The sequence below is a fragment of the Novosphingobium sp. AAP83 genome (assembly GCF_001295795.1).
Lineage (GTDB): Bacteria > Pseudomonadota > Alphaproteobacteria > Sphingomonadales > Sphingomonadaceae > Novosphingobium.
Genome location: NZ_LJHY01000016.1, coordinates 454,189 through 480,123 on the forward strand (window position 1 = coordinate 454,189; position 25,935 = coordinate 480,123).

General features: G+C 59.3%; 26 protein-coding genes. 18 read left to right on the top strand and 8 right to left on the bottom strand.

All coding sequences use genetic code 11. The annotated features are described in order from the left end of the window. Positions 1–6: 6 nt before the first annotated feature. From IP81_RS08970 to IP81_RS08985, 4 genes are read left to right on the top strand one after another with little or no spacing between them, the layout of a single operon-like run. Positions 7–636 (top strand): nuclear transport factor 2 family protein, encoded by a 630-nt coding sequence (locus IP81_RS08970; protein ID WP_231626274.1) that lies wholly within the window; start codon positions 7–9, stop codon positions 634–636. A gap of 28 nt (positions 637–664) precedes the next feature. Further along, complete coding sequence (locus IP81_RS08975) at positions 665–967, top strand: putative quinol monooxygenase (RefSeq protein ID WP_054107620.1); 303 nt, start codon at positions 665–667, stop codon at positions 965–967. Between the two features lie 5 nt (positions 968–972). Continuing rightward, positions 973–1,269: a putative quinol monooxygenase gene (locus IP81_RS08980; RefSeq protein ID WP_054107767.1), complete on the top strand. Its 297-nt coding sequence runs from the start codon at positions 973–975 to the stop codon at positions 1,267–1,269. A gap of 16 nt (positions 1,270–1,285) precedes the next feature. Beyond that, a complete protein-coding gene (locus tag IP81_RS08985) occupies positions 1,286–3,214 on the top strand; it encodes a PQQ-binding-like beta-propeller repeat protein (protein WP_054107621.1) in 1,929 nt (642 codons plus the stop codon). A gap of 52 nt (positions 3,215–3,266) precedes the next feature. Here the strand turns inward: IP81_RS08985 and IP81_RS08990 are convergent, their stop codons facing one another. Genes IP81_RS08990 through IP81_RS09010 form a run of 5 tightly spaced genes read right to left on the bottom strand, consistent with a single transcriptional unit; the run spans position 3,267 to position 9,607 of the window. Then, positions 3,267–3,899 carry a TetR/AcrR family transcriptional regulator gene (locus IP81_RS08990; RefSeq protein ID WP_054107622.1) on the bottom strand — a complete coding sequence of 211 codons (633 nt, stop codon included), beginning with the start codon at positions 3,897–3,899 and terminating at the stop codon, positions 3,267–3,269. A gap of 23 nt (positions 3,900–3,922) precedes the next feature. Next, positions 3,923–5,569 carry a long-chain-fatty-acid--CoA ligase gene (locus IP81_RS08995; protein ID WP_054107623.1) on the bottom strand — a complete coding sequence of 549 codons (1,647 nt, stop codon included), beginning with the start codon at positions 5,567–5,569 and terminating at the stop codon, positions 3,923–3,925. Beyond that, complete coding sequence (locus tag IP81_RS09000) at positions 5,569–6,594, bottom strand: phosphotransferase family protein (protein ID WP_054107624.1); 1,026 nt, start codon at positions 6,592–6,594, stop codon at positions 5,569–5,571. The genes IP81_RS08995 and IP81_RS09000 overlap by 1 nt, the downstream gene beginning before the upstream one ends. After that, on the bottom strand, positions 6,582–7,319 hold the full coding sequence (locus IP81_RS09005) for an SDR family NAD(P)-dependent oxidoreductase (RefSeq protein ID WP_054107768.1): 738 nt from the start codon (positions 7,317–7,319) through the stop codon (positions 6,582–6,584). Before IP81_RS09005 ends, IP81_RS09000 begins: the two co-directional genes overlap by 13 nt. A gap of 23 nt (positions 7,320–7,342) precedes the next feature. Continuing rightward, the gene (locus tag IP81_RS09010; RefSeq protein ID WP_197274577.1) at positions 7,343–9,607 is read right to left on the bottom strand and encodes a TonB-dependent receptor; all 2,265 of its coding nucleotides are present in this window, start codon (positions 9,605–9,607) and stop codon (positions 7,343–7,345) included. 344 nt (positions 9,608–9,951) lie between these two features. On the opposite strand from IP81_RS09010, the gene IP81_RS09015 reads away from it, so the two are divergent. From IP81_RS09015 to IP81_RS09040, 6 genes are all read left to right on the top strand, one after another. Beyond that, positions 9,952–10,704 (top strand): SDR family NAD(P)-dependent oxidoreductase, encoded by a 753-nt coding sequence (locus tag IP81_RS09015; protein ID WP_054107626.1) that lies wholly within the window; start codon positions 9,952–9,954, stop codon positions 10,702–10,704. Between the two features lie 21 nt (positions 10,705–10,725). Continuing rightward, positions 10,726–12,030, top strand: coding sequence for an acyl-CoA dehydrogenase family protein (locus IP81_RS09020; protein WP_054107627.1), 1,305 nt, complete (start codon positions 10,726–10,728; stop codon positions 12,028–12,030). Then, positions 12,030–12,506, top strand: coding sequence for a nuclear transport factor 2 family protein (locus IP81_RS09025; protein WP_054107628.1), 477 nt, complete (start codon positions 12,030–12,032; stop codon positions 12,504–12,506). The genes IP81_RS09020 and IP81_RS09025 overlap by 1 nt, the downstream gene beginning before the upstream one ends. A gap of 25 nt (positions 12,507–12,531) precedes the next feature. After that, positions 12,532–13,335 carry an alpha/beta fold hydrolase gene (locus IP81_RS09030; protein ID WP_054107629.1) on the top strand — a complete coding sequence of 268 codons (804 nt, stop codon included), beginning with the start codon at positions 12,532–12,534 and terminating at the stop codon, positions 13,333–13,335. A 28-nt stretch (positions 13,336–13,363) separates the two neighbouring features. After that, a complete protein-coding gene (locus IP81_RS09035) occupies positions 13,364–14,476 on the top strand; it encodes an NADH:flavin oxidoreductase (RefSeq protein ID WP_054107630.1) in 1,113 nt (370 codons plus the stop codon). An 82-nt stretch (positions 14,477–14,558) separates the two neighbouring features. Next, a complete protein-coding gene (locus IP81_RS09040) occupies positions 14,559–16,196 on the top strand; it encodes an NAD(P)/FAD-dependent oxidoreductase (RefSeq protein WP_054107631.1) in 1,638 nt (545 codons plus the stop codon). A gap of 50 nt (positions 16,197–16,246) precedes the next feature. Here IP81_RS09040 and IP81_RS09045 read toward each other — a convergent pair whose 3' ends face one another. Continuing rightward, entirely contained in the window at positions 16,247–16,759 is a 513-nt protein-coding gene (locus tag IP81_RS09045) for a Rid family hydrolase (protein WP_054107632.1), read from the bottom strand. Between the two features lie 355 nt (positions 16,760–17,114). On the opposite strand from IP81_RS09045, the gene IP81_RS09050 reads away from it, so the two are divergent. The 4 genes from IP81_RS09050 (at position 17,115) to IP81_RS09065 (ending at position 22,247) form a co-directional block, all read left to right on the top strand. Beyond that, positions 17,115–19,610, top strand: coding sequence for a TonB-dependent siderophore receptor (locus tag IP81_RS09050; RefSeq protein ID WP_054107633.1), 2,496 nt, complete (start codon positions 17,115–17,117; stop codon positions 19,608–19,610). Between the two features lie 81 nt (positions 19,611–19,691). Beyond that, positions 19,692–20,207, top strand: a complete 516-nt coding sequence (locus IP81_RS09055) for a Rid family hydrolase (RefSeq protein WP_054107634.1) — start codon at positions 19,692–19,694, stop codon at positions 20,205–20,207. Between the two features lie 52 nt (positions 20,208–20,259). Beyond that, the gene (locus IP81_RS09060; RefSeq protein WP_054107635.1) at positions 20,260–21,852 is read left to right on the top strand and encodes a flavin monoamine oxidase family protein; all 1,593 of its coding nucleotides are present in this window, start codon (positions 20,260–20,262) and stop codon (positions 21,850–21,852) included. Then, positions 21,849–22,247, top strand: coding sequence for a cytochrome c (locus IP81_RS09065; protein WP_054107636.1), 399 nt, complete (start codon positions 21,849–21,851; stop codon positions 22,245–22,247). The genes IP81_RS09060 and IP81_RS09065 overlap by 4 nt, the downstream gene beginning before the upstream one ends. Before the next feature lie 63 nt (positions 22,248–22,310). On the opposite strand, the gene IP81_RS09070 is transcribed toward IP81_RS09065, so the two are convergent. Next, complete coding sequence (locus IP81_RS09070) at positions 22,311–22,622, bottom strand: UrcA family protein (RefSeq protein WP_054107637.1); 312 nt, start codon at positions 22,620–22,622, stop codon at positions 22,311–22,313. 233 nt (positions 22,623–22,855) lie between these two features. After that, the gene (locus IP81_RS09075) at positions 22,856–23,311 is read right to left on the bottom strand and encodes a peptidylprolyl isomerase (RefSeq protein ID WP_054107638.1); all 456 of its coding nucleotides are present in this window, start codon (positions 23,309–23,311) and stop codon (positions 22,856–22,858) included. Positions 23,312–23,422: 111 nt separating this feature from the next. On the opposite strand from IP81_RS09075, the gene mgtE reads away from it, so the two are divergent. From mgtE to IP81_RS09095, 4 genes are all read left to right on the top strand, one after another. Further along, on the top strand, positions 23,423–24,871 hold the full coding sequence (mgtE, locus tag IP81_RS09080) for a magnesium transporter (RefSeq protein WP_054107639.1): 1,449 nt from the start codon (positions 23,423–23,425) through the stop codon (positions 24,869–24,871). A 16-nt stretch (positions 24,872–24,887) separates the two neighbouring features. Further along, positions 24,888–25,295 carry a DUF1489 domain-containing protein gene (locus tag IP81_RS09085; protein WP_054107640.1) on the top strand — a complete coding sequence of 136 codons (408 nt, stop codon included), beginning with the start codon at positions 24,888–24,890 and terminating at the stop codon, positions 25,293–25,295. A gap of 68 nt (positions 25,296–25,363) precedes the next feature. Further along, positions 25,364–25,630, top strand: coding sequence for a type II toxin-antitoxin system ParD family antitoxin (locus IP81_RS09090; protein WP_054107641.1), 267 nt, complete (start codon positions 25,364–25,366; stop codon positions 25,628–25,630). Further along, positions 25,614–25,934, top strand: coding sequence for a type II toxin-antitoxin system RelE/ParE family toxin (locus tag IP81_RS09095; RefSeq protein WP_054107642.1), 321 nt, complete (start codon positions 25,614–25,616; stop codon positions 25,932–25,934). The genes IP81_RS09090 and IP81_RS09095 overlap by 17 nt, the downstream gene beginning before the upstream one ends. Position 25,935 lies beyond the last annotated feature (1 nt).

Genomic DNA, 25,935 nt, shown 5'->3' on the forward strand with positions numbered 1-25,935 from the left:
ACATTCATGATTGTTTTTGAAGGATGGTCGCGTATCATCCGGCAGCAAGTGCCCGCAGAGGCCTTCGTCGGGAGAATGCTGGATATGGCCGATCTTGAATCGAGAATTGCGCGGCTGGAAGCCGAATCGCAAATCCGCCAGCTTGTCGCCCGCTATAGCTTCGACATTGATGACCGGCGCGTGGATGCGGTGCGCGCCCTGTTTGCCGATGATGCGGTGCTGCGATCACACGATGGCGTAATGCAGGCGGTGGGCGTGGATGCGATCATGGCGCAGTTCGATGGCCGCTTTGCCGTGCTAGGCCCGGGCCACCATGTGATGCACGATATCCAGATCGATTTCGACGGTGACGATACTGCGCGGGGACGGGTTTCGGGCCATGCAGAACTGTGGCGCAATGGGCAGATGATGGTCGCCGCGATCCGTTATGCCGACCGTTACCGCAAGACAGGCACTGGCTGGAAATTTGCCGAGCGCGTGCTGGGCTTTCTCTATTACGTGCCGGTTGATGCCTATCCCGGCATTCTGGGCCAGCGCAACCGCAATCATGCCTATGCCGATCCCCTGCCCGCAGACTTCCCCGAAGGATCGGCAGACTGGATCGCATACGAACTATCACAAGCCGCAATTGCATAGAGCAGACGTCTTCCGGGAGAGAGTATCAATGGCTTTTTCATTCCTTTCGCGATTTCGCATCGCGCCTGATCGCGAGCAGGCGTTTCTGGCCCTTGCCGCGCAGATGGAGGCGCTGGCCAAGGATGAGCCGGGCACGCTTGGCTACAAGTTCTACCGGCTGGACGAACCGCATATGTTTGCCGTGTATGAAAGCTTCATCGATGAAGCCGCCGATGCTGCGCACATGGCCTATGACCATAACAAACCGCTGATCGAAAGCATGATCGCCTGCATGGACGGAAGTTATGCGCGCGAATTGCTGCACGATCTATCTGCGACACCGGGAGAGTGACGAGCATGGCCAAGAAGAGCTTTATCGCGCAATTGCGCACAAAGCCGGAAAAGCGCGACGCATTGATTGCGCTACAAACCGAACTGAAGGAACTGGTGTTTGCGAACGAGCCGGACGCCCTGGTTTACGAGCTTTTCCAATCAGATGATGATCCCGACCTGTTCCAGTGCGTGGCCACGTTCCGCGATGATGCCGCTTTCGAAAAGCACATGCATATCGATTTCCATGACCGGCTGGTGCCGCCGATCCTCGAATGCCTGGCCGAAGATATGACCATCGCTTTTTACCGTTCACACGGTTGAGCCAAGGGGAGTTTGCATGAACATCACCATCAAACGGGCGCTGGCGCTGTGTCTGCCTGCGGTTGCGCTGGGCACGATATCGCTGGCATCGCTGCTGAATGCGGCCACCCCGCAGCGGATCAAATCGCACGAAGAGCTGCAAGTTTACGACACGCCGCGGATTGATCCGGCGACCGCACCGGGCAGGCCGATCTTCGAGCAGAACTGCGCGATGTGCCACATGGGCGGCGTTCCCAAAGCGCCCTCGCCCGCGTTCCTTGGCATGCTGCCACCCGATTCCATCGTCAATTCGTTGACGCATGGCGTGATGCGTTCGCAAGGTGCGAACCTGAGCCAGCAAGACAAGATCGCGCTGGCCGAATATATCACGCGCACGCCCTATGATTCCTACAAACGGCCCGCACCGCCAAAGGTTTGCACCGGAACGGCTGCAAACTTCGACATGGGCGATACGCCTGCGCCGATTGGCTGGGGACGCGACAACCGGCGGTTTGTGCCCGGCGATGTTGCGCAGCTTGGCGTGGGCGATGTGCCGCGCCTGAAGCTCAAATGGGCCTTTGCCTATCCCGCGTCCAATCGCGCGCGTTCGCAGCCGACGCTGGCATGGGGCACGCTGTTTGTCGGCAGCCAGGACGGCACCCTTTATGCGTTTGATCCCGATACGGGCTGCACCCGCTGGACCACGCGGTTAAGCGCTGAAGTGCGCACCGCGATTGTGGCTGACCCTGAAACCAAGCGCCTCTATTTTGGCGACCTGCTGGGCAAGGTCCATGCGCTCGACGCGATGACCGGCAAGGAACTGTGGGCCAACCGCATGAGCGATCATGCCGACGCCACGATCACGGGCACGCCAACGCTGGGCGGAGGTCTGCTCTATGTGCCGGTATCTTCGCTGGAAGTGGTGCAGGCAGGCGATGCCAAATATGCCTGCTGCACGTTCCGGGGATCGGTCGTTGCGGTGAACCCTGCAACGGGCGAGGAAGTGTGGCGTGCGTGGACAGCAGGTGAGCCCAAGGAAACCGGCAAGACCGCTGTGGGCACATTGATCCTTGGCCCATCGGGCGCCCCTGTCTGGAACAGCCCGAGCTACGACGCCAAGAGCAACCGCGTCTACTTTGGTTCGGGCGAGAACTATTCGAGCCCGGCAGACTTGAATTCGGATGCAATCTTTGCGGTGGATGCGCGCACCGGCAAGCAAATCTGGCGCACGCAATTGACCGCGAATGACGCGTGGAATGTCGGCTGCATGATCGGCAACGAATCTTGCCCGACCGAAAACGGGCCGGATTATGATGTGGCCGCATCGCCGCTGCTGGTCAGCACCGGGCCTAACAGCCAAATGCTGGTGGTTGGCCAGAAATCGGGCCAAGCTTGGGGACTTGACCCCGAAACCGGCAAGATCGCATGGGAAAAGCGTCTGGGCCATGGCGGCACGCAAGGTGGCATTCACTTTGGCATGGCCGCAGAAGGTTCCACCGTGTTTGTGCCGGTGAACGATATGGCCGACACATATGACGCGCGTGTTTATGACGAAAACCAGCGCGGCGCCGGCCTTCATGCGGTGGATGCTGCCACCGGAAAAGTGCGCTGGTTTGCCCGCGCACCATCCAAGTGCAACGGGGCCAAGTTCTGTGATCCGGGCATTTCTGCGGCGGTGACAGCGATCCCCGATGTGGTCTTTGCCGGGCACCTTGACGGTATGTTCCGCGCTTACAACAGCAAGACCGGCGCGATTCTGTGGCAGACCGATACGACCCAACCGATGCCATCGATTGATGGCGGCACGGTCAAAGGTGGCAGCATGAGCGGCCCTGGCGCAGCCGTGTGGAAGGGCAAGGTCTTCGTCAATTCGGGCTATGGCATGTATAGCCACATGGCAGGCAACGCGCTGATGGTATTTGCCCCCGAAGAGGCTGCCAAGCCAAAGCCGACTGCGGCAAAATGACATGACAAAGGGGAGCGCGACCCCGCGCTCCCCTTATGTTTTGGCCGGAGAGTTACCCGCCGACAGAGAGGCGGGCGATGGTGTTCTGGCGATAATGTTGCAGCACGGTATGGAGGTTGATCGCGGTGGGATTTGCCAGCCATTGATAGACCAGCCCGAAAATGAACGCGCTGAATTCCACGGCAAAGCTTTCGGGATCGATGTTGGCGCGCACTTCACCATCGTTGATCCCTTGTGTGAGCCAGCGGGTGGTATCGCGACGATAGGCGATATGATTGGCGGCAAGGCGGCGACGCACGACCGCGTAACTGGTGATCGATTCAAACCACAGAATATACATCGCCTGCATTTGCATGGTGCGGTTCAGCATGAAGAATTCAACCGCATCCAACGCCCCTTCAAGCGCGGACAGGCCAGTATTGCCGCCAACAAAGCGGCGCAGTTCCGACGCCCACTTTTCGTTGAAATCGCGCACCATGTGGCTGAACAAGGTTTCCTTCGAGCCGAACCGGTTGCTGGCAAGGCCGCGGCTATAGCCTGCCTTTTCGCCGATTTCCTTGAGCGTGGTGTTGTGGGTTCCGCGTTCGACGATCAGATGCATCGCCGCTTCGAACATCCGCGCATCGGACAGGGCCGTACGCTCAACCTGCTTGAGCCGGGGGCGTTCTGCGGGCAGCGTTCGCATGCTGGCGGGGTTTGTGTGCAATCTTATTCTCCGGAACCAAAGCCTGTTTCAATCACCGCTACAAGGACCCCCTCATTATATTGTTGCTGAATTGTTTTTTTGTCGAACTTGCCAACGCTCGTTTTCGGGATGGATTCGAGTGTTGCCCAATACTCGGGTATCATGAAACGCGCAAATTGGGTTAACAGGGCCGCGCGCATATCACATGGCGATGCGGCGGCATCGGCAGCCATCACAACAACGGCAAGCGGGCGTTCTTCCCAGCGCGGATCGGGGATCGCCACAACGGCCGCTTCGACCACACCCGGAAGCGCGGAAATGGCGTTTTCCAGATCGACCGACGAAATCCATTCTCCGCCCGACTTGATCAAGTCTTTGGCCCGGTCGGTCACTTGCACATAGCCGAGCCGGTCAATCCGCCCGACATCGCCGGTGCGCAGCCAGCCATCATCGCTGAGCGGTGCGGCCTCGGGTGGTTCGCGGAAATAGCCTTTAGCCACCCATGGCCCGCGCAATTGCAGGTGGCCCACGGTCTTTCCGTCCTCGGCGAGTGGCTGGCCGTTATCATCGACAATCCGCACATGCATGCCGGGCACGGGCCGTCCCGATTTGGCCCGCCATTCGGCAGAATCTTCAGGACTCACGCCGCGTGGCGGGAAGGAAAGGACGCACATCGGGCTGGTTTCGGTCATCCCCCAGCCCTGCACAATATCAACGCCCCATGCCGCCTTGACCCGCTCGATCAACACGGTGGACACCGCCGATCCGCCCGAAACGATGGTGCGGAAGCAGCCAAGATCGATGGCGCTGCGGGCATGGGCTTGCAGCAGATCGTTGAGGATCGTCGGCACGGCAGCCATCAAGGTGGGGCGCTGGCTCTCTATTAGGTTAACAAGGTGCGCCGGTTGCAGGAAAGACCCCGGCAGGATCATGTCGCTGCCAGCCAACCAGCCGGAAAACGGCATGCCCCATGCGTTGGCATGGAACATCGGCGGCACCATAAGGATGCGATCATTATTGGAGATGGCAAAGCTGTCTGCCGCCATCGAGGCAAGGCTGTGCAGGAATACCGAGCGGTGGCTATAGAGCACGCCCTTGGGCAGGCCGGTGGTGCCCGATGTATAACATACCACAGCTGCATCGGTTTCAACCAGCACAGGCCAAGCCTTTACCGGATCGTGCGCGGCGATCAGGCTTTCGTAATCGTGTATCCTGCCATGATAGCCCTCGATCGGTTCGGTAATAGGGCCGACGACGATGATATCACTGACCCGTTCAAGCCCCGGCACTATCGCGGCAAGGCCCGGCAAGAGCGATGCATCGACCAGCAGCATGCGATCATCGGCGTGGTTGATCACATAGTCCAGTTGCGCAGGCGGCAGGCGGACGTTGAGAGTGTGCAGCACGCAGCCCATAGCAGGAACCGCAAGATAGGCTTCCAGATGCGCGGGTATGTTCCAGCAATAGCTCCCCAGCACGTCCCCCGGACGCAGGCCCAGCGCCGCCAGCGCGGCAGCAAGGCGGCGCGCGCGATCAGCAGTTTGGGCAAAGCTGGTGGTGGAGGTGGCAATGCCATCAAAGCTGACGACCTGACTATCGGCAAAGAGCCGCTCGCCGCGTTCAAAGATCATCTGCGTAGACAGCGGATGATCCATCATCGTGCTGTCCATCAGATCGGCCCCCTGTCGATTATGGCAGCCGCTTCACGCAGAAGCGCAGGCACATCATGCTCCAGCCCGCGCGCGTAAGGGGTTTTTTCCTTGCCGTGGTGGCAAAGCACCCAAGCGCCTTCGACAATCGCGGCCAGCCGCCACGCGGCAAAGACCATGTAATAGGCAAGGTCATCATGACCAAAGCCGGTTTGCGACGACCATGCATCGGCCAGGACCTGCGGCGCACAAACGTCTGCCCGGTTCGAAAGACCCTGCACATGCGCAAATCCCGGCTTGATCGCGGAATCGCGCCGCCAGAAGAACAGGCACAGCCCCAAGTCGATCAGCGGATCGCCCAGCGTTGCCATTTCCCAATCGAGTATCGCGCGCAATTGCGGCGCATCCGGGGCCATCAGGCAATTGTCGAGGTGGAAATCGCAGTGAATGATGCTGGCACGCGAGGAGGCGGGGAGGTTGTCCAGCAACCATTGGCCAATGCTTTCCAACAGCGGCAAATCCCGCACGCGATCTTGCGCGCGGACTTTGAGCCAGCGCTCTATCTGGCGCTTCACAAAGCCGTCGGGCTTGGCGAAATCGGGCGGTAACACGTCGGTCCATTCGATGGCGTGGACGGTTGCCAGCCCGCGCATCATTTCGAGGCCGAGCGTGTTGATCGTATCGGGCGTATCAGCCCAATGGGCTGGCAGCGCGTCTGACAGGGCAACGCCTTCGATCCATCCGGTCACCGCGAAGGGTTGGCCCAGAACCGACAGATCATCGCACCATGCAACAGGGCGCGGCACGGGCGCGCGGCCATGCAAGGCCGAGATGGCGCGATATTCACGCGCGATACCGGCCGCCGCGCGATCCGATACGAGATTGACCGGGGGATGGCGCAGGATCAACCGTCCTTTCGCCGTTTCGACCAGCCGTGTGACGTTGGAATTGCCGCCCGCCAACACCGGGCCGAGCACAACGTCGCTATATCCGGTTGCGTCACTCAGCCATTCTGCAAACCGCGCTGGCGTGTTCACAGGTTGCACATCAGGCCTCCGTCGGTGAACACTACCGAGCCGGTCATATAGGTAGAGCCCGCAACCCACCAGCAGACATCTGCGATCTCTTCGGGCTTGCCCATGCGTTGCAGGGGTATGCGCGAAACGATGGCCTTGCTCGCGCGTTCGGAAACGCCTGACGTCATCTCGGTCATGACAAAGCCCGGCACCACCATGTTGACACGCAACTGGCGGCGCGCAAGTTCGGCAGCGAGGACTTGGGTCAAGCCGGTGAGGCCTGCTTTGGAAGCGCCATAGCAGCTATCGCCTGGGAACCCCCGGAAGCCGACTACGGCACCGACGTTGACGATGGAGCCACCCGCAGACATCTGCGGCAGCATCGCGCGGATCACCCGCATCGGGCCGGTCAGATTGGTGGCCAGCGTTTCGTCCCAGTCCTGATCGGACACACGATCAAGCGTGCCACCACGATGCAATCCGGCATTGTTTACAAGCACATCCAGCCCGCCCCAGCGCGCGCCGATTTCTTCACCGATCCGCGCCAGATCATCAGACTTGGTCACATCAGCGGCAATGCCGATGGCATCATCGCCCAGATCGGCGGCAACCCTGACAATATCAGGGCTGCGACCGATCAGGCACACTTTATCACCCCGCCCGCTGGCGAGGGCGGCAATCGCGTGGCCAATGCCACGCGATGCCCCCGTCACCAGCCAACGGCGGGCGGCAGTTCCGGTCTGTGCAGGAACCATTGCCATTTCCATCAGCCCTTTGTTCAGAACGACTGGGTGATGGCCACGCCAAACGCCTGCGGTGGACGCGGCGCGGCATAGCTCCAGACATTCTGGACGTCATAGCCGATGGTCCAGCCGTTCTCGTCCAGCATGTTCTTGCCGAACACGCTGATCATGGTGTTGTCGATCTTGTAGCTGATCGAGGCATCCAGCATGTTCTGCGCTCCGTTGCGCAAGTTCGGGTTGTTCAGGAACGTGATTTCATGCCCGCCGATGTGATGCAGTTCGGCGTTGAGCATCAGCGTGCCCGGCCCGACTTCGCGTTCATAGGCAGCGCGCAGATCCCATGTCCAACGTGGCGCACGGCGGATCTTCAGGAACGTGGCATCGACAGGATTGCCGGTGCTGTAGATATCGCCAACGAAGTTTTTGTACTTCGCATCAAGATAGCCGACGTTGCCGCTGAGCGTGAAGTTTTCGGTGATTTGCGCGGTCAGGTCGAGTTCGAAGCCCTTGAGTTCGGCTTCTGACGCGTTGATCGTGCGGTTTTCACGGCCGGTTGATGTGCCGGGAGCCGGAACATCGAGATCCTGCTGCATGTCCGAATACTTCATCAGATAAAGCGCGCCGTTGAGGCGGACGCGGTTATCAAGGAACTGGCTTTTGAAGCCGAGTTCGAAGTTGTCGAGCGTTTCAGGATTGTAAGGCGTGGTCGCCGCGCTGAGCGTTGCCGGACGGCCATTGAAGCCGCCAGCGCGATAGCCGCGTGACCACAAACCGTATGTCATCACATCGTCAGTCCAGTTGTAGCTGAGGCTGACCTTTGGCGTAAACTTCGACCAATCGGCCCCGACCGGATTGGCCATGACGATCAGGCCCGCAGCAGGGCTTGGCGCGATGACGGCAACAGGATTGGCTTCTGCCAGGGTGCCATAGATGAAGATGCTGCCATCATTGACGATCGTGGTCTTCTTATCGTGCGTATATCGACCGCCGAGCGTGAGCTTCAGCTTGTCGGTGATGCGGTAATCGCCTTCGAAGAACGCCGCGTAGGATTTCGTCGTCTGCGTCACGTCCTGCGCGCTGGTGAGCAAGGGCGCACCGGCAAAGCCGATGTAGTTCTTCAGGTTGATCGTGTAGCGCGAATCCCAGTGATAACCGCCGAGCACGAAAGTGAGCGGACCCGTGCCGCCCATGCTGAGCCGCACTTCATTGGTAATCTGGCGCCAGCGGGCTGGACGGTCGGTGTGGTACAGTGTTTCGGGGGTCGAGTCGAAGTCCTGATTGATCGACTCGTTCGTCTTCAGATAGCCGAAGATATATTGCAGATCGAAATCGCCGCCGAGGTCATACTTGACCTTGCCGATCGCCATATCGAGTTCAAAGCGCGCACTCTTGTCGACAGGGGCGTTGCCCACAGACACATAGCGGTCACCTGAAATCGGCACGCCCGGAGCAGGCGAGCAATAGCCGAGCACGCAGAACAGATCGGTCGGCTTGGTGATGGCTTGCAACTGACCTGGGTCTTGGCGGGTCAACTGGCGATCATAGCTGACACTCACTTCCAACGCTTCGGTGGGCGTAAGCAGCAACTGCGCACCAATGGCGCGGAAATCAGACTTCTGGCCGGGCTGGTTTTGCGTCCGGTTGAAGATGTAGCCATCGGTGGAATTGTACGCACCGCTAACCTTCAGCGCGACGTTTTCCGCAAGACCGAAGCTGACAACGCCTTGCAGGTCATAAGTTTCAAAGCTGCTGTATGACCCGCGCACCTTGCCGGTGAGCTCCTGCGTCGGGCGTGAGCGCGCAAGGTTGATAACGCCGCCGGTGGCATTGCGGCCAAACACGGTGCCCTGTGGCCCGCGCAGCACTTCGACGCGATCAACGTCAATCGCCTTGAGCAAGCTGCCCGAGCTTTGTCCGAGGTAGATATCATCGATCACGACGCCAACCGCGGGATCGACCGACTTTTCCACGTCGGCAACACCAATGCCGCGAATGTAGATTGCAGCCACGCCGCCGGGGCCTTGTTGCGTATCATCAATCAGCACGTTGGGCGATGAATTGGCGAAATCGCGCACGTCGGAATCGAAGCGCTTGGCAAGATCGGTCGCACCCAAAGCGCTGATCGATGCCGAGACATCCTGAAGGTTCTCAACGCGCTTGCGAGCGGTGACCACGATAGCTTCGAGGCCCGAACTGGCTTCGACATCTGCTTCTTGTGCCTGCACTTGCGTTGCCGCCAAGGCCGCCACCGATATCGATGCCGCCAACAGAACGCGCACGGCTTTACCCGACATGCTCATCATTCACTCTCCCATCTCTCACGCTCTGTCGTCGTGACCATTTAACCGGACCAAACCATGTCGGATGCGCTTTCAACGGCTACATGACGCAGCGCCGAAAACGCGAAGAATGGCTGGTTGGTCAGCGGACTATCAAACTTGCTATACGCGAGCAAGTATAATTAGTTGCACCGGTTTAGCGTGGGGCGGGGGTTTGGGGATTTTGCGCTAAACCTATATATAATCGAAATTTCACGCGATTTTTCATTCTGCCCCAAATGCCAATAAATTACTTTTTTGCTTGTCTCGAACTAGTAAATGTGATCCATTTAAGGCCAACAAGATCGATCACAGGGAGCTGGAGCATGGGCCAAAGACTGGCAGGTAAAGTCGCCCTCATTTCGGGCGGCGCAAGCGGCCTCGGAGAGGCTCAGGCCATCTTGTATGCACAAGAAGGTGCATGCGTGATGATCGGCGATTTGCAGGAAGAGCTGGGCGCAAGTGTGGTCGAAAAGATCATTGCCGCAGGCGGGCAGGCAGCGTTCACGCGCCTTGATGTGACCGATCTGGCAAGCTGGCACGCGGCGGTCAGCCTGACCGTTGCAACTTTTGGCAAGCTGACCAATCTGGTGAACAACGCCGGAATTTTTCACCCCGGCGGGGTCCAGACAGAGACCACGGCCGGATGGGATCGCATGGTAGCGATCAACCAGACCGGGGTGTTCTATGGCATGAAGGCCGCCGCGCCCGAATTGCTCAAGGCCGGCAATGCCGCCATCGTCAACATCTCGTCGTTGTATGGTCTGATCGGCAGTCCTGATGCGATCAGCTACCATGCCTCAAAAGCTGCTGTGCGGGTGATGGGCAAAGGGGCTGCGCTGGAATTTGCCAAGCAGGGCATCCGCGTGAACACGATTTTCCCCGGCCAGATCCGCACACCCATTCTGGGCGACATTACCCCCGAACAAGACGCCGCGATCAAGGCCTCGATCCCGATGGGGCTGGTCGGTGATCCCATGGATATTGCCAACGGATCGCTGTTCCTCGCCTCGGACGAGGCCCGCTACATCACCGGCGCAGAACTGTGGATCGATGGCGGCTGGTATGCCGGCTGCTGATCTCATTGGAGCATAAGAGTTATGAGTTGGAATTTTTCCACTGAACCGGAATTTGAAGAAACACTGAATTGGATGAAGGATTTCGTCGCCCGCGAAATCGAACCGATGGACCTTGTTTTCCGTGGCCCCGGCGATCCTTTCGATCCGCGTTCGCCCGCAGCCAAGGCGATGGCGCCGCTGAAGGAAATCGTCAAAGCCAAGGGCCTCTGGGCCTGCCATCTGGGGCCTGAACTGGGCGGCCAGGGCTATGGCCAGTTGCACCTCGGTCTGATGAACGAAATTCTCGGCCGCAGCCGCTTTGCTCCGACCGTGTTCGGCACACAGGCCCCTGATACGGGCAACGCCGAGATTCTCGCCCGCTTCGGCACGCCGGAACAGAAAGAACGCTATCTCAAGCCGTTGCTTGATGGCGAGATCGTCTCGTGCTTTTCGATGACCGAACCGCAAGCCGGGGCCGATCCCGGCGAATTCACCTGCACCGCCCGCCTAGATGGCGATGAATGGGTGATCGAAGGCGAAAAGTGGTTCGCCAGCCATGCCGATATGGCCGAATTCCTGATCGTGATGTGCATCACCAACCCCGACGTGGCGGTGCATGCAGGCTCCACCACGATCATCGTGCCGCGCGATACCAAGGGCATGGAGATTGTGCGCAATACCGCCGTCGGCCCCAAGGACGTGATCGGCAGCGGGGTTCACGGATACTTGCGCTTTACCGATTGCCGCGTCCCTCGCTCCAATGCGCTGGGCGCGGAAGGCGGCGGGTTTACCGTGGTGCAATCGCGCCTTGGCGGTGGCCGCATCCATCATGCCATGCGCACGGTGGGCATGCTCAACAAGGCGATGGACATGATGTGCGAACGCGCCGTGTCACGCATCACCAAAGGCGAACGTCTGGCCGACAAGCAGATGGTGCAGGAACGCATCGCCGACAGCTACACCCAGATCATCCAGTTCCGCCTCCACGTGCTTTATGCCGCTTGGCTGATGGATCAGGACAAGGGCTATTCACACCGCGTCCGCCGCGAAATCTCGGCAATCAAGGCAGCGATGCCCGGCGTGCTGAAAGACGTGATCTATCGCGCGCTGCACATGCACGGCTCGCTCGGCATGTCGAACGAAATGCCGCTGATGGATATGTGGCAATATGTGCCCGAGATGGGGATCGTCGACGGTCCGACCGAAGTCCACAAGGTTTCCGTGGCCCGCGATATCTTGCGCAACGTCAAGCCCGCCGAAGGGCAATGGCCAAGCTATTTCACCCCGTTCCGCCGCGTCGAAGCACAGGAAAAATTCGCAGCGTTTCTTGATCAGGAGGCATCATAATGAGTCGTTCGCTTGAACAACGGCCAATTGAGCAAAGGCTGGAGGCGCTTGAAACCCGGTTGGCACTGCTCGACCTGACCAGCGATTATTGCCATGGCTTTGACAAGCGCGATTTTGCGCGGTTCATGAACATCTGGTGGGCCGATGCCGTATGGGACATCGGGCCGCCATTCGGCAGCTTTTCAGGCCATGATGGTATCACCCATGCGGTGGCCGATATCCTGTGGCCCGCGTGGCAGCAGTCCACCCACTATACCACCAACTTGCGCGTTACCCCCGAAGGGGCGGATACCGCATCGGGTGTGTGTGATGTCTATTGCATCGGCAACACCAGCGACGGCCAGTCACAGACCGTGGCGGCGACCTATACCGACCGGTTCGAACGGCGCGAAGGCATGTGGAAAATCGCCCACCGCAAAGTGACGATGCACCACTTTAGCCCGTTGGTCGGAATCACGTTGGCAGCACCGCAATAACGGGCTGCATCAGGGAGAGTGAACAATGGCCCGTTTTGACTGCGGCGATGGCCGGTCTGTCTATTACGAATACCATCGCGGCGCAGCCACGCCGATTGTCCTGATCCATGGCTGGGCAATGTCCGGCAGGATCTGGGCGGGCACGGTCGAGGCGCTGAAGGCTGATGGCCATGCGGTGATCACGATCGATCATCGCGGCTGCGGCCAATCCGACCGCGATTTTGAAGACATGTCGATTGACGCGCTGGCAGGCGACGTAGCCGCAATTGTGCGCCATTGCGGCACCGGACCGGTTGTTCTGAACGGCTGGTCGCTGGGTGGCGCGGTGGCGGCACAAGCGGCGCATTTGCTGGGCAGCGCTGCGGCCGGGCTTATCCTGACCTGCGGCGCATCGCCCCGCTTCACCAAGTGTGAAGATTTTCCCTATGGCGGTGATCCGGAATCGCTTGCGGCCAGCGCTGCGGCCTTGGCGGGCGATCGCGCGGCCTTCTTCCGTGGGCTGGCCGAAGGCGTTTGCGTACGCGCAGTCAGCCCGCAGATGATCGACTGGATGTGGAGCGCATTTGTCGACAGCGGGCCGGGTGTCATCGAGTCGCTTGTAGATCTTGGCAATGTGGATCAGCGCGGATTGCTGGCAGACCTGACGGTTCCGGTGCTGTCCATCGTAGGCGGGGCCGACGCGATCCTCGATCCGCAAGTCGGCATGGCGGCTGCACAAATGGCGGCCAATGGTTCGCTCGAGGTGTTCGATGGCTGCGGCCATGCACCGTTTATCGAAGATGCCCCGGCCTATCTCGCTGTCGTGCGCCGCTTTCTTGCGGGCCTTTGACATCAGCACAACTCAATAAGGTTAGCCCATGCACCTGCTGGACCCGTTCTTTAAGCCGTTTGAATGCAAGTCCCTAAAGCTTGCCAACCGTTTCATGATGGCGCCGATGTCGCGCTATTTCTCGCCCGGCGGCGTCCTCACGCAGGAATCCGCCGATTACTACCGGCGCCGCATCGAAGGTGGCGTTGGCTCGGTGATTACCGAAGCGGTCGCGATTGACCGGCCCGGATCGGTTGCGGCCAACACCGTGCCCGATTTCTTCGGCGAAGAAGCGCTGGCGGCGTGGGACACTGCGCGCGCTGGCGTACAAGGCGCAGGCGGGGCGATCATCCCGCAATTGTGGCACGTTGGCGGCTGCGAGGACTTCAACTATCCCGATTCCCCTCACCCGCCGCTGGAAAGTCCATCGGGCTTTGCCGGACCGGAAATTCCCGGCGGCAAAGTGATGACCACCCAAGACATCGACGGCGTGATTGCCTCGTTTGTGCGGGCCGCTTGCGATGCCCAGAAGATGGGCTGCGATGCCATCGAACTGCACGGCGCGCATGGCTACCTGTTCGACCAGTTCTTCTGGGACGCCACCAATCAGCGCGAAGATGCTTTTGGCGGGGCTGATATTGCCGAGCGGGTGCGTTTTGCCGCTGAAACCGTAGCGGCGATCCGCAGCGCAGTTGGCCCTGATTTTGCGCTGATCTTCCGGATTTCGCAGTGGAAGACCTATCAATACGACGCCAAAATCGCGCGCGATCCGGACGAGCTGGAACGGTGGGTCTCGCCGCTGGTTGATGCCGGAGTGGACATTTTCCATTGTTCGGAACGGCGCTTCTGGGAAGCGGCCTTCCCCGCTGATGGTGATCAGAACCTGGCCGGTTGGACCAAGCGCATCACCGGAAAGCCCACGATCACGGTGGGCTCTGTTGGCCTTGACCGCGATCTGATGGAAGATTTCGTCGCCGGACAATCGGTGCCCGCCTTGAAATCGCTGGATGAACTGGCCCGCCGGTTTGATCGCGGCGATTTTGATCTGGTCGCGCTGGGCCGCGTGTTGCTGGCCGATCCCAACTGGCTGCAAAAAGTGCGCGCCGGGGCCGTAAGCGAACTCAAGCCATACTCGCGCGAATGCATGGACGTGCTGCACTGAGCCGCGCCGCCTGCATAGAATTTGCCCAATAAACAGCGAGGACCAGCCAAGGTCCCGCCCGCTACCAAAGAGGACCTGAGCGATGACCACTTCTGGATCTGCCGCCGTTGATTTTGATGCAATTGGCATCGGTGCCGGTTTTGCCGGCCTTGCCCTGATTCACTACCTGCGCAAATCAGGCCGTTCGGTGAAGATTTTTGACCGGGCTTCAGACATCGGCGGTACCTGGACATGGAACCGTTATCCCGGCGCCGCAACCGATAGCGAGAGCTATTATTACTGCCTGACCTTCTCCAAGGAGATCTTGCAGGAATGGTCATGGACCAAGCGCTACCCCGGTCGTGAAGAAACGCAGAACTACATGCGCTTTGTGGCTGACAAGTGCGACATGTGGCCGCACATCCAGCTTAACACCGAAATCGTCGAAGCCCGCTATCTGGCTGACCGCGCGATCTGGCAGGTTACCACCGGCGGTGGCGAAACCTTCACCTGCAAGTACTTCATCAGCGGCATGGGCATGATTTCCGAACCGGTAATCCCCAAGATCGCCGGAATGGACCGCTTCAAAGGCCCGCTGTTCCATTCCTCGCGCTGGCCGCAAGAGGGGCTGGACTATGCCGGCAAGCGCGTTGGCATCATCGGTGCAGGCGCAACCACGGTACAAATGGTGCCGGTACTGGCCAAGACCGCCGCGAGCGTGACCGTGTTCCAGCGCACGCCCAACTACATCCTGCCCGCGATGCAGCAGGAAATGACGCCCGAGTGGGACAAGGAAATCAAGGACAATTATGATGCGATTGTCGCCAAGTGCCGCAATCACATCTTCGGCATGGCCTTTGATAGCCCGGTCGGCCGCAACGCCGTGGATACCCCCGCTGAAGAGCGCCAGCGCATCTTTGAAGAGCACTGGAAGGGCAGCTTCCGCTGGGTGTTCGAGACGTTTGACGATCTGCTGGTCAATCCCGAAGCCAACCGCATGGCTTCGGAATTCATCATCTCCAAGATGAAGGAGCGGGTGAAAGATCCTGCAATCGCCGATCTGATCGCGCCAACTTTCGAAACCTATCCGCTTTTTGCCAAGCGTCCGCCGCTCGATCACGGGTATCTTGAGGCCTATAACGAAGACCACGTCCATCTGGTGGACATCAAGGACAAGGAGCCGCTGGTCGAGATTACCGAAACCGGCGTGCGCACCACGCTGAACGAATATGAGTTCGACATCATCGTGCTGGCAACCGGGTTCAAGGCCTATACCGGCGCATTGGAAGCTTTCCCGATCATCGGCGCGAGCGGCCAGACCTTGCGCGAGAAGTGGCAGACGGTTTCGGAATGCATCATGGGCGTATGCGTTGCCGATTTCCCCAACATGTTCGTGGTAACCGGCCCGCAAGCCCCCTTTGCCAACCTGCCCACCTCGATCGAACAGAATGCAATCTGGATTTCGGCCTGTATCGACAAGATGGAGAACGAAGGCATTGCCGTGTTCAAGCCCAAGCCAGAGGCCGAGAAGGCATGGACCGCGCAAACCGCCGATATCCACGGCCAGACGCTTATGGCGCAAGGCGACAAGGTCCATTCGTGGATGATGGGTGCCAACCGCGACGACAAACCCGCGCGCGTGCTCATCTATTTCGGCGGAGCCAACGCCTATTACGATGCCCTGGACCAGTCCGCCAGCGCAGGCTTTCCTGAACTGGAGTTTGAAAAGACGCCTGCATGATATGAGCGGGGGAAGCGGCACTGTCGCCCTTCCCCCGCCTTGCAGATTTATCAGCGCTTTTTGGCGGCGATCGCTTCGATTTCGATCAGGAATTGCGGGGCGACGAGCGCGGCAACCTGAAACGTCGAACGGGCGACGGTTGAGGGATTGTCAGCCGTTTTGAAGAACATCTTGAAGCCTTCATTGGCACCGGCGAAGTCCATTTTTCCAAGCTTGGGATCGGCTGCGACAAACAGCGTCAGCTTGACCAGATCATCCATCGTATAACCGCGTGCCGCCAGCAGTGTCTTGATTTTGTTCAGGACGCTGACCGTCTGCGTCGTCGTGTCGCCAAAATCGGGCGTGGCTCCGGCCACAGCTGGCCCGACGGGTGAGGCGAGCTGGCCGGACAGGAAGATCATGTCCGTCCCCGCCTTCACATCGGCAGCATCAAGGATGAGCGCCGAAGGATTCGACTGGATCTTGGTCACTTGCGCCGATGCGGCAGGCGCAAATGCGAGCACCGTTGCAGCAAGACCGGCAGAAGCGAAAAGCCGTGTAGCGATGGAAGGGATGGACAGCATGGGGGACTCCTTGTGTTGCACGTGCAACTGCCAAGCTGACCGGCCTTGCCGAAAGGCGCAACCCGGGTTTTGCGCAAAAGGTGGCGCTGACTCCTTTGTTGCATCCATGCTTCAGAACATAGCCCATGCTTATCAGTGCCTTAAATAGGAACCTTACGCTTCCGTCACCCCCCTTACGTCAAAAGGCGTATGTCTTACATCCGCGATAAGGCGTGCTTTCATGCAACGTCCGGGCACACCTGAAGGGGAGGTTTCGGGCATAGCCATGACAACGGACCGGGTCAGCCTGCATTACTGCGAGGAACAGATCCCGGCCACTTGGTGGGAGAGGTCGATACAATTCAGGGGGAACCTTATGTCGACCGTAACCAAGACTATTTGCGGATTTCTGCTGGCCAGCACAGCTTTTACTTCGGCTTTCGCGCAAGAAGCGCCAGCAGAAGAACAACCCGCTGGTGACGAAATCATCGTTACCGGATCGCGCGCAACGGGCGGCGCTGTAGCCGATTCTGCCGCACCGGTAACGCTGCTGAGCGCAGATTCGCTGGCACGTGTGGCGCAGCCCAACCTTAACCAGGCGCTAGCCCAGCTTGTTCCGTCGTTTACCGCGCAAACGCAGGGCACCGACATGTCGAGCTTCTCGCTGAGCGCGCGTCTGCGCGGCCTCAGCCCGAACCACACGCTGGTCATGGTCAATGGCAAGCGCCGTCACGGGTCGGCTATCCTCCAGGTCATCCCTGGGCCGTTTCAGGGTTCTGCCGCACCATCCATCGATCTGATCCCGCCAGATGCGGTGCAGCGGATCGAAGTTTTGCAAGAAGGTGCAGCAGCGCAATATGGTTCGGACGCCATTGCCGGGGTGATCAACATCATCCTGAAGTCAGCCGATACGGGTGCCAGCATGCGCGCGACAGCCGGGCAATTCTACGATGGTGAAGGCGAAACCTACAGCGTCAGCGGTAATCTTGGCTATGCCTTGGGTGACAACGGCTTCTTCAACCTGTCCTTGTTCCACCGCCGCAACGATTTTACGTTCGTGGGCGATGGCCAGATTACAGTGCAGAATGTCAACGGCGGCGTAAACACGTCGGTGCCGGCCGCCTTCCAGACCATCTATGCCGGTCTTGATACGTCCAATATCAATGGCGGCCAGCCCAAATCGTCCTTGTCGATCGCATTCTTCAACGCAGGATATGATTTTGGCGGGGTTGAGGCCTATCTCTTCGGCGATATCGCGCGGCGTGATGGTTCGGCCAAGCAAGGCTATCGTCCGCCAAACCGCGTTTGCACCTCATCCAGCAATCCAAATAGCTGCTTCCAGCGCACCGGCTTCACCGGGTTCGTTCCATTACAAGAAGTGACGCAGGACGAATGGTCCCTGAACGGCGGATTGCGCGGCGAAGTGAGCGGATGGAACTGGGATATCTCCGCAGCATACGGCAGCGACATCAACAACATCTACACAACAGAATCCGTCAACCGGTCACTCTTTATCCAGACCGGACAAAGCCCGACGTCATTCTACAACGGCTTCTTCAAGCTGACCCAATTTGTCACCACGCTGGACCTGACCAAGGAATTCGACGCCGGCATGGCCGAGCCGCTTACGGTTGCATTCGGTGCTGAGTATCGCAAGGAAACCTATGAAATCGGCCAGGGCGACAATCTTTCGACATTTGTCGAAGGCGGGCAATCCTTCCCGGGTTTCAGGGCAAGCGACGCCACCAAAACAAATCGCAAGGCCAAGGCGGTATACCTGAACTTCATCGCCAAGCCGGTCGAGAATTTCACGGTCGACCTTGCCGGACGTTATGAAGACTACAGCGATTTCGGCGATACGGCGATTGGCAAGATCACTGCTCGGTATGACTTCAGCCCATCGTTTGCTTTGCGCGGCACGGCCAGCACAGGCTTCCGCGCGCCAACGCTTGCAGAATCAAGCTATTCGGCAACAAACGTGGCGCCAAACAGCGCTACGGTGCAATTGCCGCCTAGCTCGACCGCATCGGCGATACTTGGATTTGGCGCCCTGCGTCCTGAAAAATCGACGAACTTCTCGGGCGGTGTCGTTTTCCGCCCCGGTGGCAAGTTTGTCGCCACGCTTGATGCTTACTACATCAAGATCAAGGACCGTATTGCCGGAACATCGACAATCCGCGGCATCACAAACGGTACGCCCCAATTGAACATCATCAACGGCATGACCGCGTTTGCCGCTGTGAACGCCGCGATTGCTGCCCGCAATGTTCCACTTGATAGCGCCGTAAACACAATCGGCGTGGCGACATTCACCAACGGCATCGATACCCGCACATGGGGCATCGATTTCCAGGCGAAGTATCCCGTCGAAACAAACTTCGGCAAGTTCGATTTCACGCTGAGCGCGAACTATAACAAGAACGATGTCGTAAAAAACAATATCGGAGCGCTGTTCAATTCGCAGGCTGCAAGCTTCCTTGAAACAGCACAGCCCGAGTACCGCGCAATTCTTGATACGATCTTCACATCAGGCCGCTTCACAGCCTCTTTGCGTCAATCCTATCAAGGAGCTTCGAGCATCGAGGTTCTTCCGGGCGTCAGTGGTTTCGGACCGTTTGCAGCCGTGGTGAAGGCAACCCCGCTGACAGATCTTGAATTGTCATATGACATCACGGATTCGCTGACGTTTGCGATGGGCGCGAACAACTTGTTTGACAAAGTACCCGAAATTCCGGGCGTGCTGCCAGTGCCGGTGGGTGCAGGTGTTTCTCCGTTCATAAACAACACAACGACGATCAACGCTCCGTTCAATCACGGCACGTACGGGACCAATGGTGGGTTCTATTACGCCCGTATGAACTTCAAGTTCTGATGCAATTGTAGGGCGGGGTTGGCAAAGGCCAACCCCGCCCTTCTCCTTTTCAAGCCGGAAAAAACAACACGAGGATTTGATATGTCGAGGAAACTTCAGGCACTGGCGATTGCCACCGCACTATTGGCAGGCAGCATGGGCACCACGCAGGCCGCCCCTGCCAAGGCAAAGGCCAAGCCTGCGGTGACCCGCACCAAGAGCAACCCCAATTCGCTGATCTCGTCGTCAGCCACAATCCCGCCGGGCAGCACGATCATTTACCTTTCAGGAGCGACCGCATCGCCGATCGATCCGGCCAAGCCCGAAGAATTAGGAGATTCGCGCCAGCAAACGCTGAACATCCTGACCAAGATGAAGGCGCAACTGGAATCGCTCGGTCTTGGCATGGGCGATCTGGTCAAAATGAACGTATTTCTGGTGGGCACACCCGAAAATGGCGGGCGGATGGATGCGCCTGCGATGAACGAGGTGTTCAAGACCTTCTTCGGCACCCCCGAACAACCCAACGCGCCAACGCGTTCGACCGTACAGGTGGCCGCGCTCGGTCGCCCTTATGTGCTGGTCGAGATTGAGGGCATTGCTGCAAAGGCCCCCTGATTGCGGCCACTTCGATACCACCTGTTGCGCCAGCCCGAGGATTTACCAGACGATGACCGACCCTTCCTTTCCTCAAAGCCGGCGCGATCTATTCAAAATGATCGGTGCAGCAGGTGGCGGTGCCGCCATGTATCAGGCGATGACCACGCTTGGCCACGCTGCCGAAACCCAGTTCACCGGTCCGCCACGGTTGAGCGGAGCCCCCAAGGGCTCCAGTGTCGTGGTGCTGGGTGCAGGGCTTGCCGGAATGCTGGCAGCGTATGAACTGATGCAGGCCGGATACAAGGTAACCGTGCTGGAATATCAGGACCGTCCGGGCGGGCGGAACTATACCATTCGCGGCGGAGACAAGATCGTCGAGGTCGGCGGTGCGACGCAAACCTGCACCTTTGCGCCGGGCAATTACGTCAACCCCGGCCCATGGCGCATCCCGCACCACCACCGCACACTATTGCATTATTGCAAGGCGTTCGGGGTGGAACTGGAGCCGTTTATCCAGATGAACCACAACGCCTTTGTCCACCGGAGCAAGGCCTTTGGTGGCAAACCGCAACGCTATCGTGATGTGGCGGTTGATTTCAAAGGCCACGTGGCCGAATTGATGGGCAAGGCGCTGAATGCCGGGTCTTTGGACGACAAGCTGACCAAGGAGGACAAGGACAAGCTGCTTGTTGCAATGCGCGAATGGGGCGTGCTGGACAAAAACATGTCTTATACCAGCAACTTGGCTGTATCGGGCCAGCGCGGGTATGACAAAGCCCCCGGTGGCGGTGTCGGCGGCGCGCCAACGCCTTCGCAGGTAAACGGCCTGTCAGATGTTCTGTCTTCGAACGTCTGGACGCAAATGGGCTTTTATTTCAATTATGTGATGCAAACCACGATGTTCCAGCCCAAAGGCGGCATGGACATGATCGGCAAGGCATTCGCCAAGCGGCTTGGCAAGATGATCCGCTATAATGCCAAAGTCACCGAGATCACCCAGAACGAAACGGGCGTGACCGCCGTCTGGGAAGATACCAAGACAGGGCAAAAGGCCAGCACAAGCGCCGCATGGATGGTCAACACAATCCCCCTGCCCGTGCTGAACCAAATCCCAATGCAAGTTGGCCCCAAGCTTCAGGCCGCAATCAAGGCCGTGCCGTTTAACGGCCAGCTTAAAATAGGCATCGAAATGAAGCGCCGATTCTGGGAGGACGATTATTCAATCTATGGCGGGCATTCGTTCACAGATCAGGCGATTGGGCTGATTTCTTATCCCAACAACAACATGTTCAGTGATGGCCCTGCCGTGCTTCTGGGCGCATTTGCCAACGGAGCAGGCGCGTTCCAACTGACCGGAATGACACCGGAACAACGGATTGAGGCAGCCTTGGCGCAAGGTTCGGTGTTCCATCCGGCAGAGTATCGCAAGGAGTTCATCTCCGGCGTATCGCTGGCATGGAGCCGCGTGCCGTGGATCATGGGCTGCACCTCGCGCTGGACCGAGGAAAGCCGCGCCGCGCATTATCAGAACTTGTGCGCCATTGACGGACGGATCGTCCTCGCCGGTGAACACGCGACCTACTACGGTGGCTGGATGGAAGGCTCGATGCTTTCCGCGCTGGATGCCGTCGAGCGTATCCATAAAAAGGCGAGCGCTGCGTGAAGGCACGCCTGGTTCTGGGTGTTGGCGTATTGACGCTTGCTGCCGCTACGGGGTTGCGCGCGCAAGATGGGCCGGGTGGTGGCCCTACGGCGGTGGAAGTCGCGTCCGAAGGCAGGGAAGTCTATGAACAAATCTGCCAAGCCTGCCACATGGCAGATGCCAAAGGCGGCAGTGGCGCAGGCGCGGCGATCCCCGCGCTGGCCGGCAATCCGCGCCTTGCCGACAAGGATTTCGGCACGACCATCCTGCTGAAAGGCCGGGGCGGGATGCCTTGGTTTTCGGACATTTTGACGCCAGAACAAATGGCCGCCGTGCTCACCTATGTGCGCAGCCACTTTAACGATTACAAAGATCCGGTCACCGTCGCCGATATCGAGCGCTTGGCTGCATTGTAAAGGCCCTCTCCCACCCGACCCCTTCGACAAGCTCGGGATGGGCGGGAGCTGGCATAAGCTGGATTACAGACCTGCCATGCGCTTGTTGGCGTCTTTGGTCAGGGCGGCGATCTTTACGGCTGCATCTGCGCGCATTTCCTTGCGGCATTGCAGATTGGGTTGCGGCCCCTTGCTGAGACGATCGGTGGGGTTGCACGCTTCGATGATCGCCAGATTGATTTGCCGGTTCAGCTTGGCAAGGTCGCTTGGCTTGCTGAGATCGTAACCATCGCTGGCAATAGCAAGATCGAAGGTTTCACGTTGCGATGCGGCCGAAGCCGGAAGGGCGGTGCACAGCGCCGCAGCAGCCGCAAGGACTGCAACAAAGGTCTTCATGTCTACTCTCCTGCGAAGGATATGGACCATTTTTGGCCCTGTTTTTTCGCCCGACTGCCAGCGTGTTTGATAGCCCGCCGGCATTCCGGACAATCGTCAAGATATACCCCTGATTGTATCACTGCAAGGGGTGACGTTTTGCAAAATGTTGCAGGCCGGATTTAACTATATTGCGCAGCAAAAAGGGGCGGTGGCCGCTTGGCCCCGCCCCTTTTCAATGCTTCGCGATGGGATCAGGCAGCTACGATGGTCGCCTTGCTGATCGCGCCGGGCTTCGCTGGTGGCTCGCCTTTTGGCAGGGCATCGACATGTTCCATGCCGCTGACGACTTGGCCCCAGACGGTATACTGCTTATCAAGGAAGCGCGCATCATCAAAGCAGATGAAAAACTGGCTATTGGCCGAGTGCGGTGCACTGGTGCGCGCCATCGAACAAACGCCGCGCACATGCGGTTCGGCGTTGAATTCGGCCTTGAGGTCAGGCTTGCTCGAACCGCCCATGCCGGTGCCCTGCGGACAGCCGCCCTGCGCCATGAAGCCGGGGATCACGCGGTGGAACTTTACGCCGTCGTAGAAGCCTTCGCCGACCAGTTCCTTGATCCGTTCCACGTGACCGGGCGCGAGGTCCGGACGCAGCTTGATTACTACATCGCCTGAATCGAGCGAAAGTACGAGATTTTCGTCAGCCATTTGTCGCAATTCCTTCCTGTTTGACGCCGATATAGGGCGTTAAAAAAGAAAGTCACGCATACCTAGCCAAGGCAGTTTGCTTTTATCGGTCAGGAGGCTAACCCCGCCACAATGCAGCGCGACGATGACCTTGCCGAAACACTGCTTCCCGACGCGGACGATCCTGTTCCGGCGGCGGAACCCGCGCGCAATTCTGAAAGCCTTGATGCCGAGGACAATACCCTGCGCCCCGGCTTTGTCCGCAAGGTGCAGGACGCGCTGGAAAGCGGCGATCATGAGCGTGTTTACAACCTTGTAGAGCCGCTGCACCCCGCCGACATCGCCGACTTGTTCGAGCTGATCGACCGTGACGAACGCGTCGGCCTTGCCCGCGCGATCAACGATCTTATGGGCGGCGAAGTGTTCGCCGAACTGAACGACCACGTCCGCGAACTGCTGGTGGACGAGCTTGATCCCGATGAAGTGGCAGAGCTCGCCGAGCAGATGGAGACGGATGACGCCGTCGCCCTGATCGAAGACCTCGACGAAGAGGACCAGCAGGCGATTCTGGCCGAAATGGAGCCGGAAGACCGCGCGGCGATCGAATCGGCGCTGTCCTACCCCGAGGAAACCGCCGGCCGCCTGATGAGCCGCGATCTGATCGCGGTGCCCGAGGCGATGACCGTGGGCGATCTGATCGATTTCCTGCGCCGCAACGACGATCTTCCCACCGAATTCTGGGAAGTGTTCATCGTCGATCCCAAGCATCACCCGGTCGGCACCTGCCAGCTATCGTGGATCTTGCGCGCGCCGCGCAATGTGGCATTGGCCGATGTGATGAAGCGCGACCAGACGCTGATCCCGGTCACGATGGATCAGGAAGAAGTGGCGCTGCGCTTCCAGAAATACGCGCTGATTTCCGCCGCCGTGGTCGATGAAAGCGGGCGGCTCGTCGGCCAGATCACCGTCGATGATATCGTGCACATCATTCAGGAAGAGGCGAGCGAGGACATCCTGCGCCTGTCGGGTGCCGGTGATGGCGACATCAACGAGCCGATCCTGCTCACGGTGCGCACGCGCCTCACATGGCTGGTGGTGAACCTTGGCACCGCGCTGCTCGCGGCATCGGTCGTGGGCATGTTCCAGGGCGCGATTGCCCGGTTTGCCCTCCTCGCCGTGCTGATGCCCATCGTATCGGGCATGGGCGGCAATGCGGGCACACAGACGCTGGCGGTGATCGTGCGCGCCATTGCCACCAACCAGCTCACCAGTTCGAACACGCTGCGCATGATCTTCCGCGAATTGCGCATCGCCACCGCCAACGGCTTGACGCTCGGCGCACTGGTCGGCGGCGGCACCGCGCTGCTGTTCGGCAATCCGCTGCTCGGCGCGGTCATCGGCACCGCGATGGTGATCAACAATCTGGTGGCGGGCCTTGCCGGGATCATGGTTCCCGTCACGCTTGACCGGCTGCGCGTCGACCCGGCTGTATCATCTGCCGTATTTGTGACGATGGCCACCGATGTCATGGGCTTCTTCTCGTTCCTCGGCCTCGCGGTGTTGAGCGGGCTTGCCGCCTGATCTGGATAATTCCGAAATGCCACTGCACATGACCAAAGTCGCCTATGGCGCGCAATCGCTGGCCGAACTGCACGAATGGTTCTCGGCAGGCGGACGGCGCGGCGATGCCAGCGCAGCGCGGCTGACCACCAAGAACCGCCCCAAACGCTTTGAAGAAATGATCGGCAGCTCGCTGTTCTGGATTCACAAACACCAGCTCGTCGCGCGCTCCGAAATCCTCGGCTTTGAAGAGGCCGAAGGCGGGCGCACCAACATCGTCATCTCCACCAAACTGATCGACGTCCACCCCCGCCCCAAACGCGCCCACCAGGGCTGGCGCTACCTCGAAGACGCCGACGCCCCCCGCGATCTGGCCGATGGCGAAACCGGCGAAGTCCTGCCCGCGCAGATTGCGGCGGACTTGGCGAAGCTGGGGTTGGTGTAGGAACGATACTCTTCAGGCATTGAACGATGGCCCAACTTGGGGCATAATCGGGCCATGGAGATGTCGTCATGTTGAAGGTTTCTTTTGCCCAAGTCGATGAGGCCTTTTTGCGCAGCAAGGTCGAAAACGGCTTTTACAGCAGCGTGTCCGAAGCGATCCGCGACATGGTGCGCAAGCAGCGGGAACGCGAGCAATCGGACTTGCTCTCTGCTTTGGAAGCGGGCGAGCAGGCCATCCGTGACGGGCAGGTGTTCGATTACGACACAGCCGCTTTTGAAAGCGCCGTGAACCGTGGCGTGAAGGCCGCACGGAAACCCGATGCCGGAGCGCGATAAGCCCCGCCTGAAAATCACCGCCCCCGCCCTTGCCGACATCGAGGATATCGCTTCCTATACCGTCAGCCAATGGGGAGAGGCACAGGCCCGCACTTATCTCGCCCGGATCGACCAGACCATTCGCGCGATTGCCGACCAGCCCGCATCAGGCACACCCCGATTTGGCGTTCCCCCCGCGATCAAAGGGCGCAAGGCCGGTTCCCACGTCATCTTCTACCGGCTTGAAGGCCACACAACACTCTACATCCTGCGCATCCTGCACGAGAGCATGGACCACGGGCGGCATCTGGATCGCGAAGGATGAG

Coding starts and splice junctions, on each gene's coding strand:
- IP81_RS08970 (WP_231626274.1), top strand. CDS start 7: ATGATTGTTTTTGAAGGATGGTCGCGTATCATCCGGCAGCAAGTGCCC.
- IP81_RS09020 (WP_054107627.1), top strand. CDS start 10,726: ATGAGTTGGAATTTTTCCACTGAACCGGAATTTGAAGAAACACTGAAT.
- IP81_RS09005 (WP_054107768.1), bottom strand. CDS start 7,319: ATGGTTCCTGCACAGACCGGAACTGCCGCCCGCCGTTGGCTGGTGACG.
- IP81_RS08990 (WP_054107622.1), bottom strand. CDS start 3,899: ATGCGAACGCTGCCCGCAGAACGCCCCCGGCTCAAGCAGGTTGAGCGT.
- IP81_RS09015 (WP_054107626.1), top strand. CDS start 9,952: ATGGGCCAAAGACTGGCAGGTAAAGTCGCCCTCATTTCGGGCGGCGCA.
- IP81_RS08975 (WP_054107620.1), top strand. CDS start 665: ATGGCTTTTTCATTCCTTTCGCGATTTCGCATCGCGCCTGATCGCGAG.
- IP81_RS08985 (WP_054107621.1), top strand. CDS start 1,286: ATGAACATCACCATCAAACGGGCGCTGGCGCTGTGTCTGCCTGCGGTT.
- IP81_RS09045 (WP_054107632.1), bottom strand. CDS start 16,759: ATGCTGTCCATCCCTTCCATCGCTACACGGCTTTTCGCTTCTGCCGGT.
- IP81_RS09085 (WP_054107640.1), top strand. CDS start 24,888: ATGCCACTGCACATGACCAAAGTCGCCTATGGCGCGCAATCGCTGGCC.
- IP81_RS09040 (WP_054107631.1), top strand. CDS start 14,559: ATGACCACTTCTGGATCTGCCGCCGTTGATTTTGATGCAATTGGCATC.
- IP81_RS09050 (WP_054107633.1), top strand. CDS start 17,115: ATGTCGACCGTAACCAAGACTATTTGCGGATTTCTGCTGGCCAGCACA.
- IP81_RS09090 (WP_054107641.1), top strand. CDS start 25,364: ATGTTGAAGGTTTCTTTTGCCCAAGTCGATGAGGCCTTTTTGCGCAGC.
- IP81_RS09095 (WP_054107642.1), top strand. CDS start 25,614: ATGCCGGAGCGCGATAAGCCCCGCCTGAAAATCACCGCCCCCGCCCTT.
- IP81_RS09025 (WP_054107628.1), top strand. CDS start 12,030: ATGAGTCGTTCGCTTGAACAACGGCCAATTGAGCAAAGGCTGGAGGCG.
- IP81_RS09030 (WP_054107629.1), top strand. CDS start 12,532: ATGGCCCGTTTTGACTGCGGCGATGGCCGGTCTGTCTATTACGAATAC.
- IP81_RS09060 (WP_054107635.1), top strand. CDS start 20,260: ATGACCGACCCTTCCTTTCCTCAAAGCCGGCGCGATCTATTCAAAATG.
- IP81_RS09055 (WP_054107634.1), top strand. CDS start 19,692: ATGTCGAGGAAACTTCAGGCACTGGCGATTGCCACCGCACTATTGGCA.
- IP81_RS09010 (WP_197274577.1), bottom strand. CDS start 9,607: ATGAGCATGTCGGGTAAAGCCGTGCGCGTTCTGTTGGCGGCATCGATA.
- IP81_RS09075 (WP_054107638.1), bottom strand. CDS start 23,311: ATGGCTGACGAAAATCTCGTACTTTCGCTCGATTCAGGCGATGTAGTA.
- mgtE (WP_054107639.1), top strand. CDS start 23,423: ATGCAGCGCGACGATGACCTTGCCGAAACACTGCTTCCCGACGCGGAC.
- IP81_RS08995 (WP_054107623.1), bottom strand. CDS start 5,569: ATGGACAGCACGATGATGGATCATCCGCTGTCTACGCAGATGATCTTT.
- IP81_RS09070 (WP_054107637.1), bottom strand. CDS start 22,622: ATGAAGACCTTTGTTGCAGTCCTTGCGGCTGCTGCGGCGCTGTGCACC.
- IP81_RS09035 (WP_054107630.1), top strand. CDS start 13,364: ATGCACCTGCTGGACCCGTTCTTTAAGCCGTTTGAATGCAAGTCCCTA.
- IP81_RS08980 (WP_054107767.1), top strand. CDS start 973: ATGGCCAAGAAGAGCTTTATCGCGCAATTGCGCACAAAGCCGGAAAAG.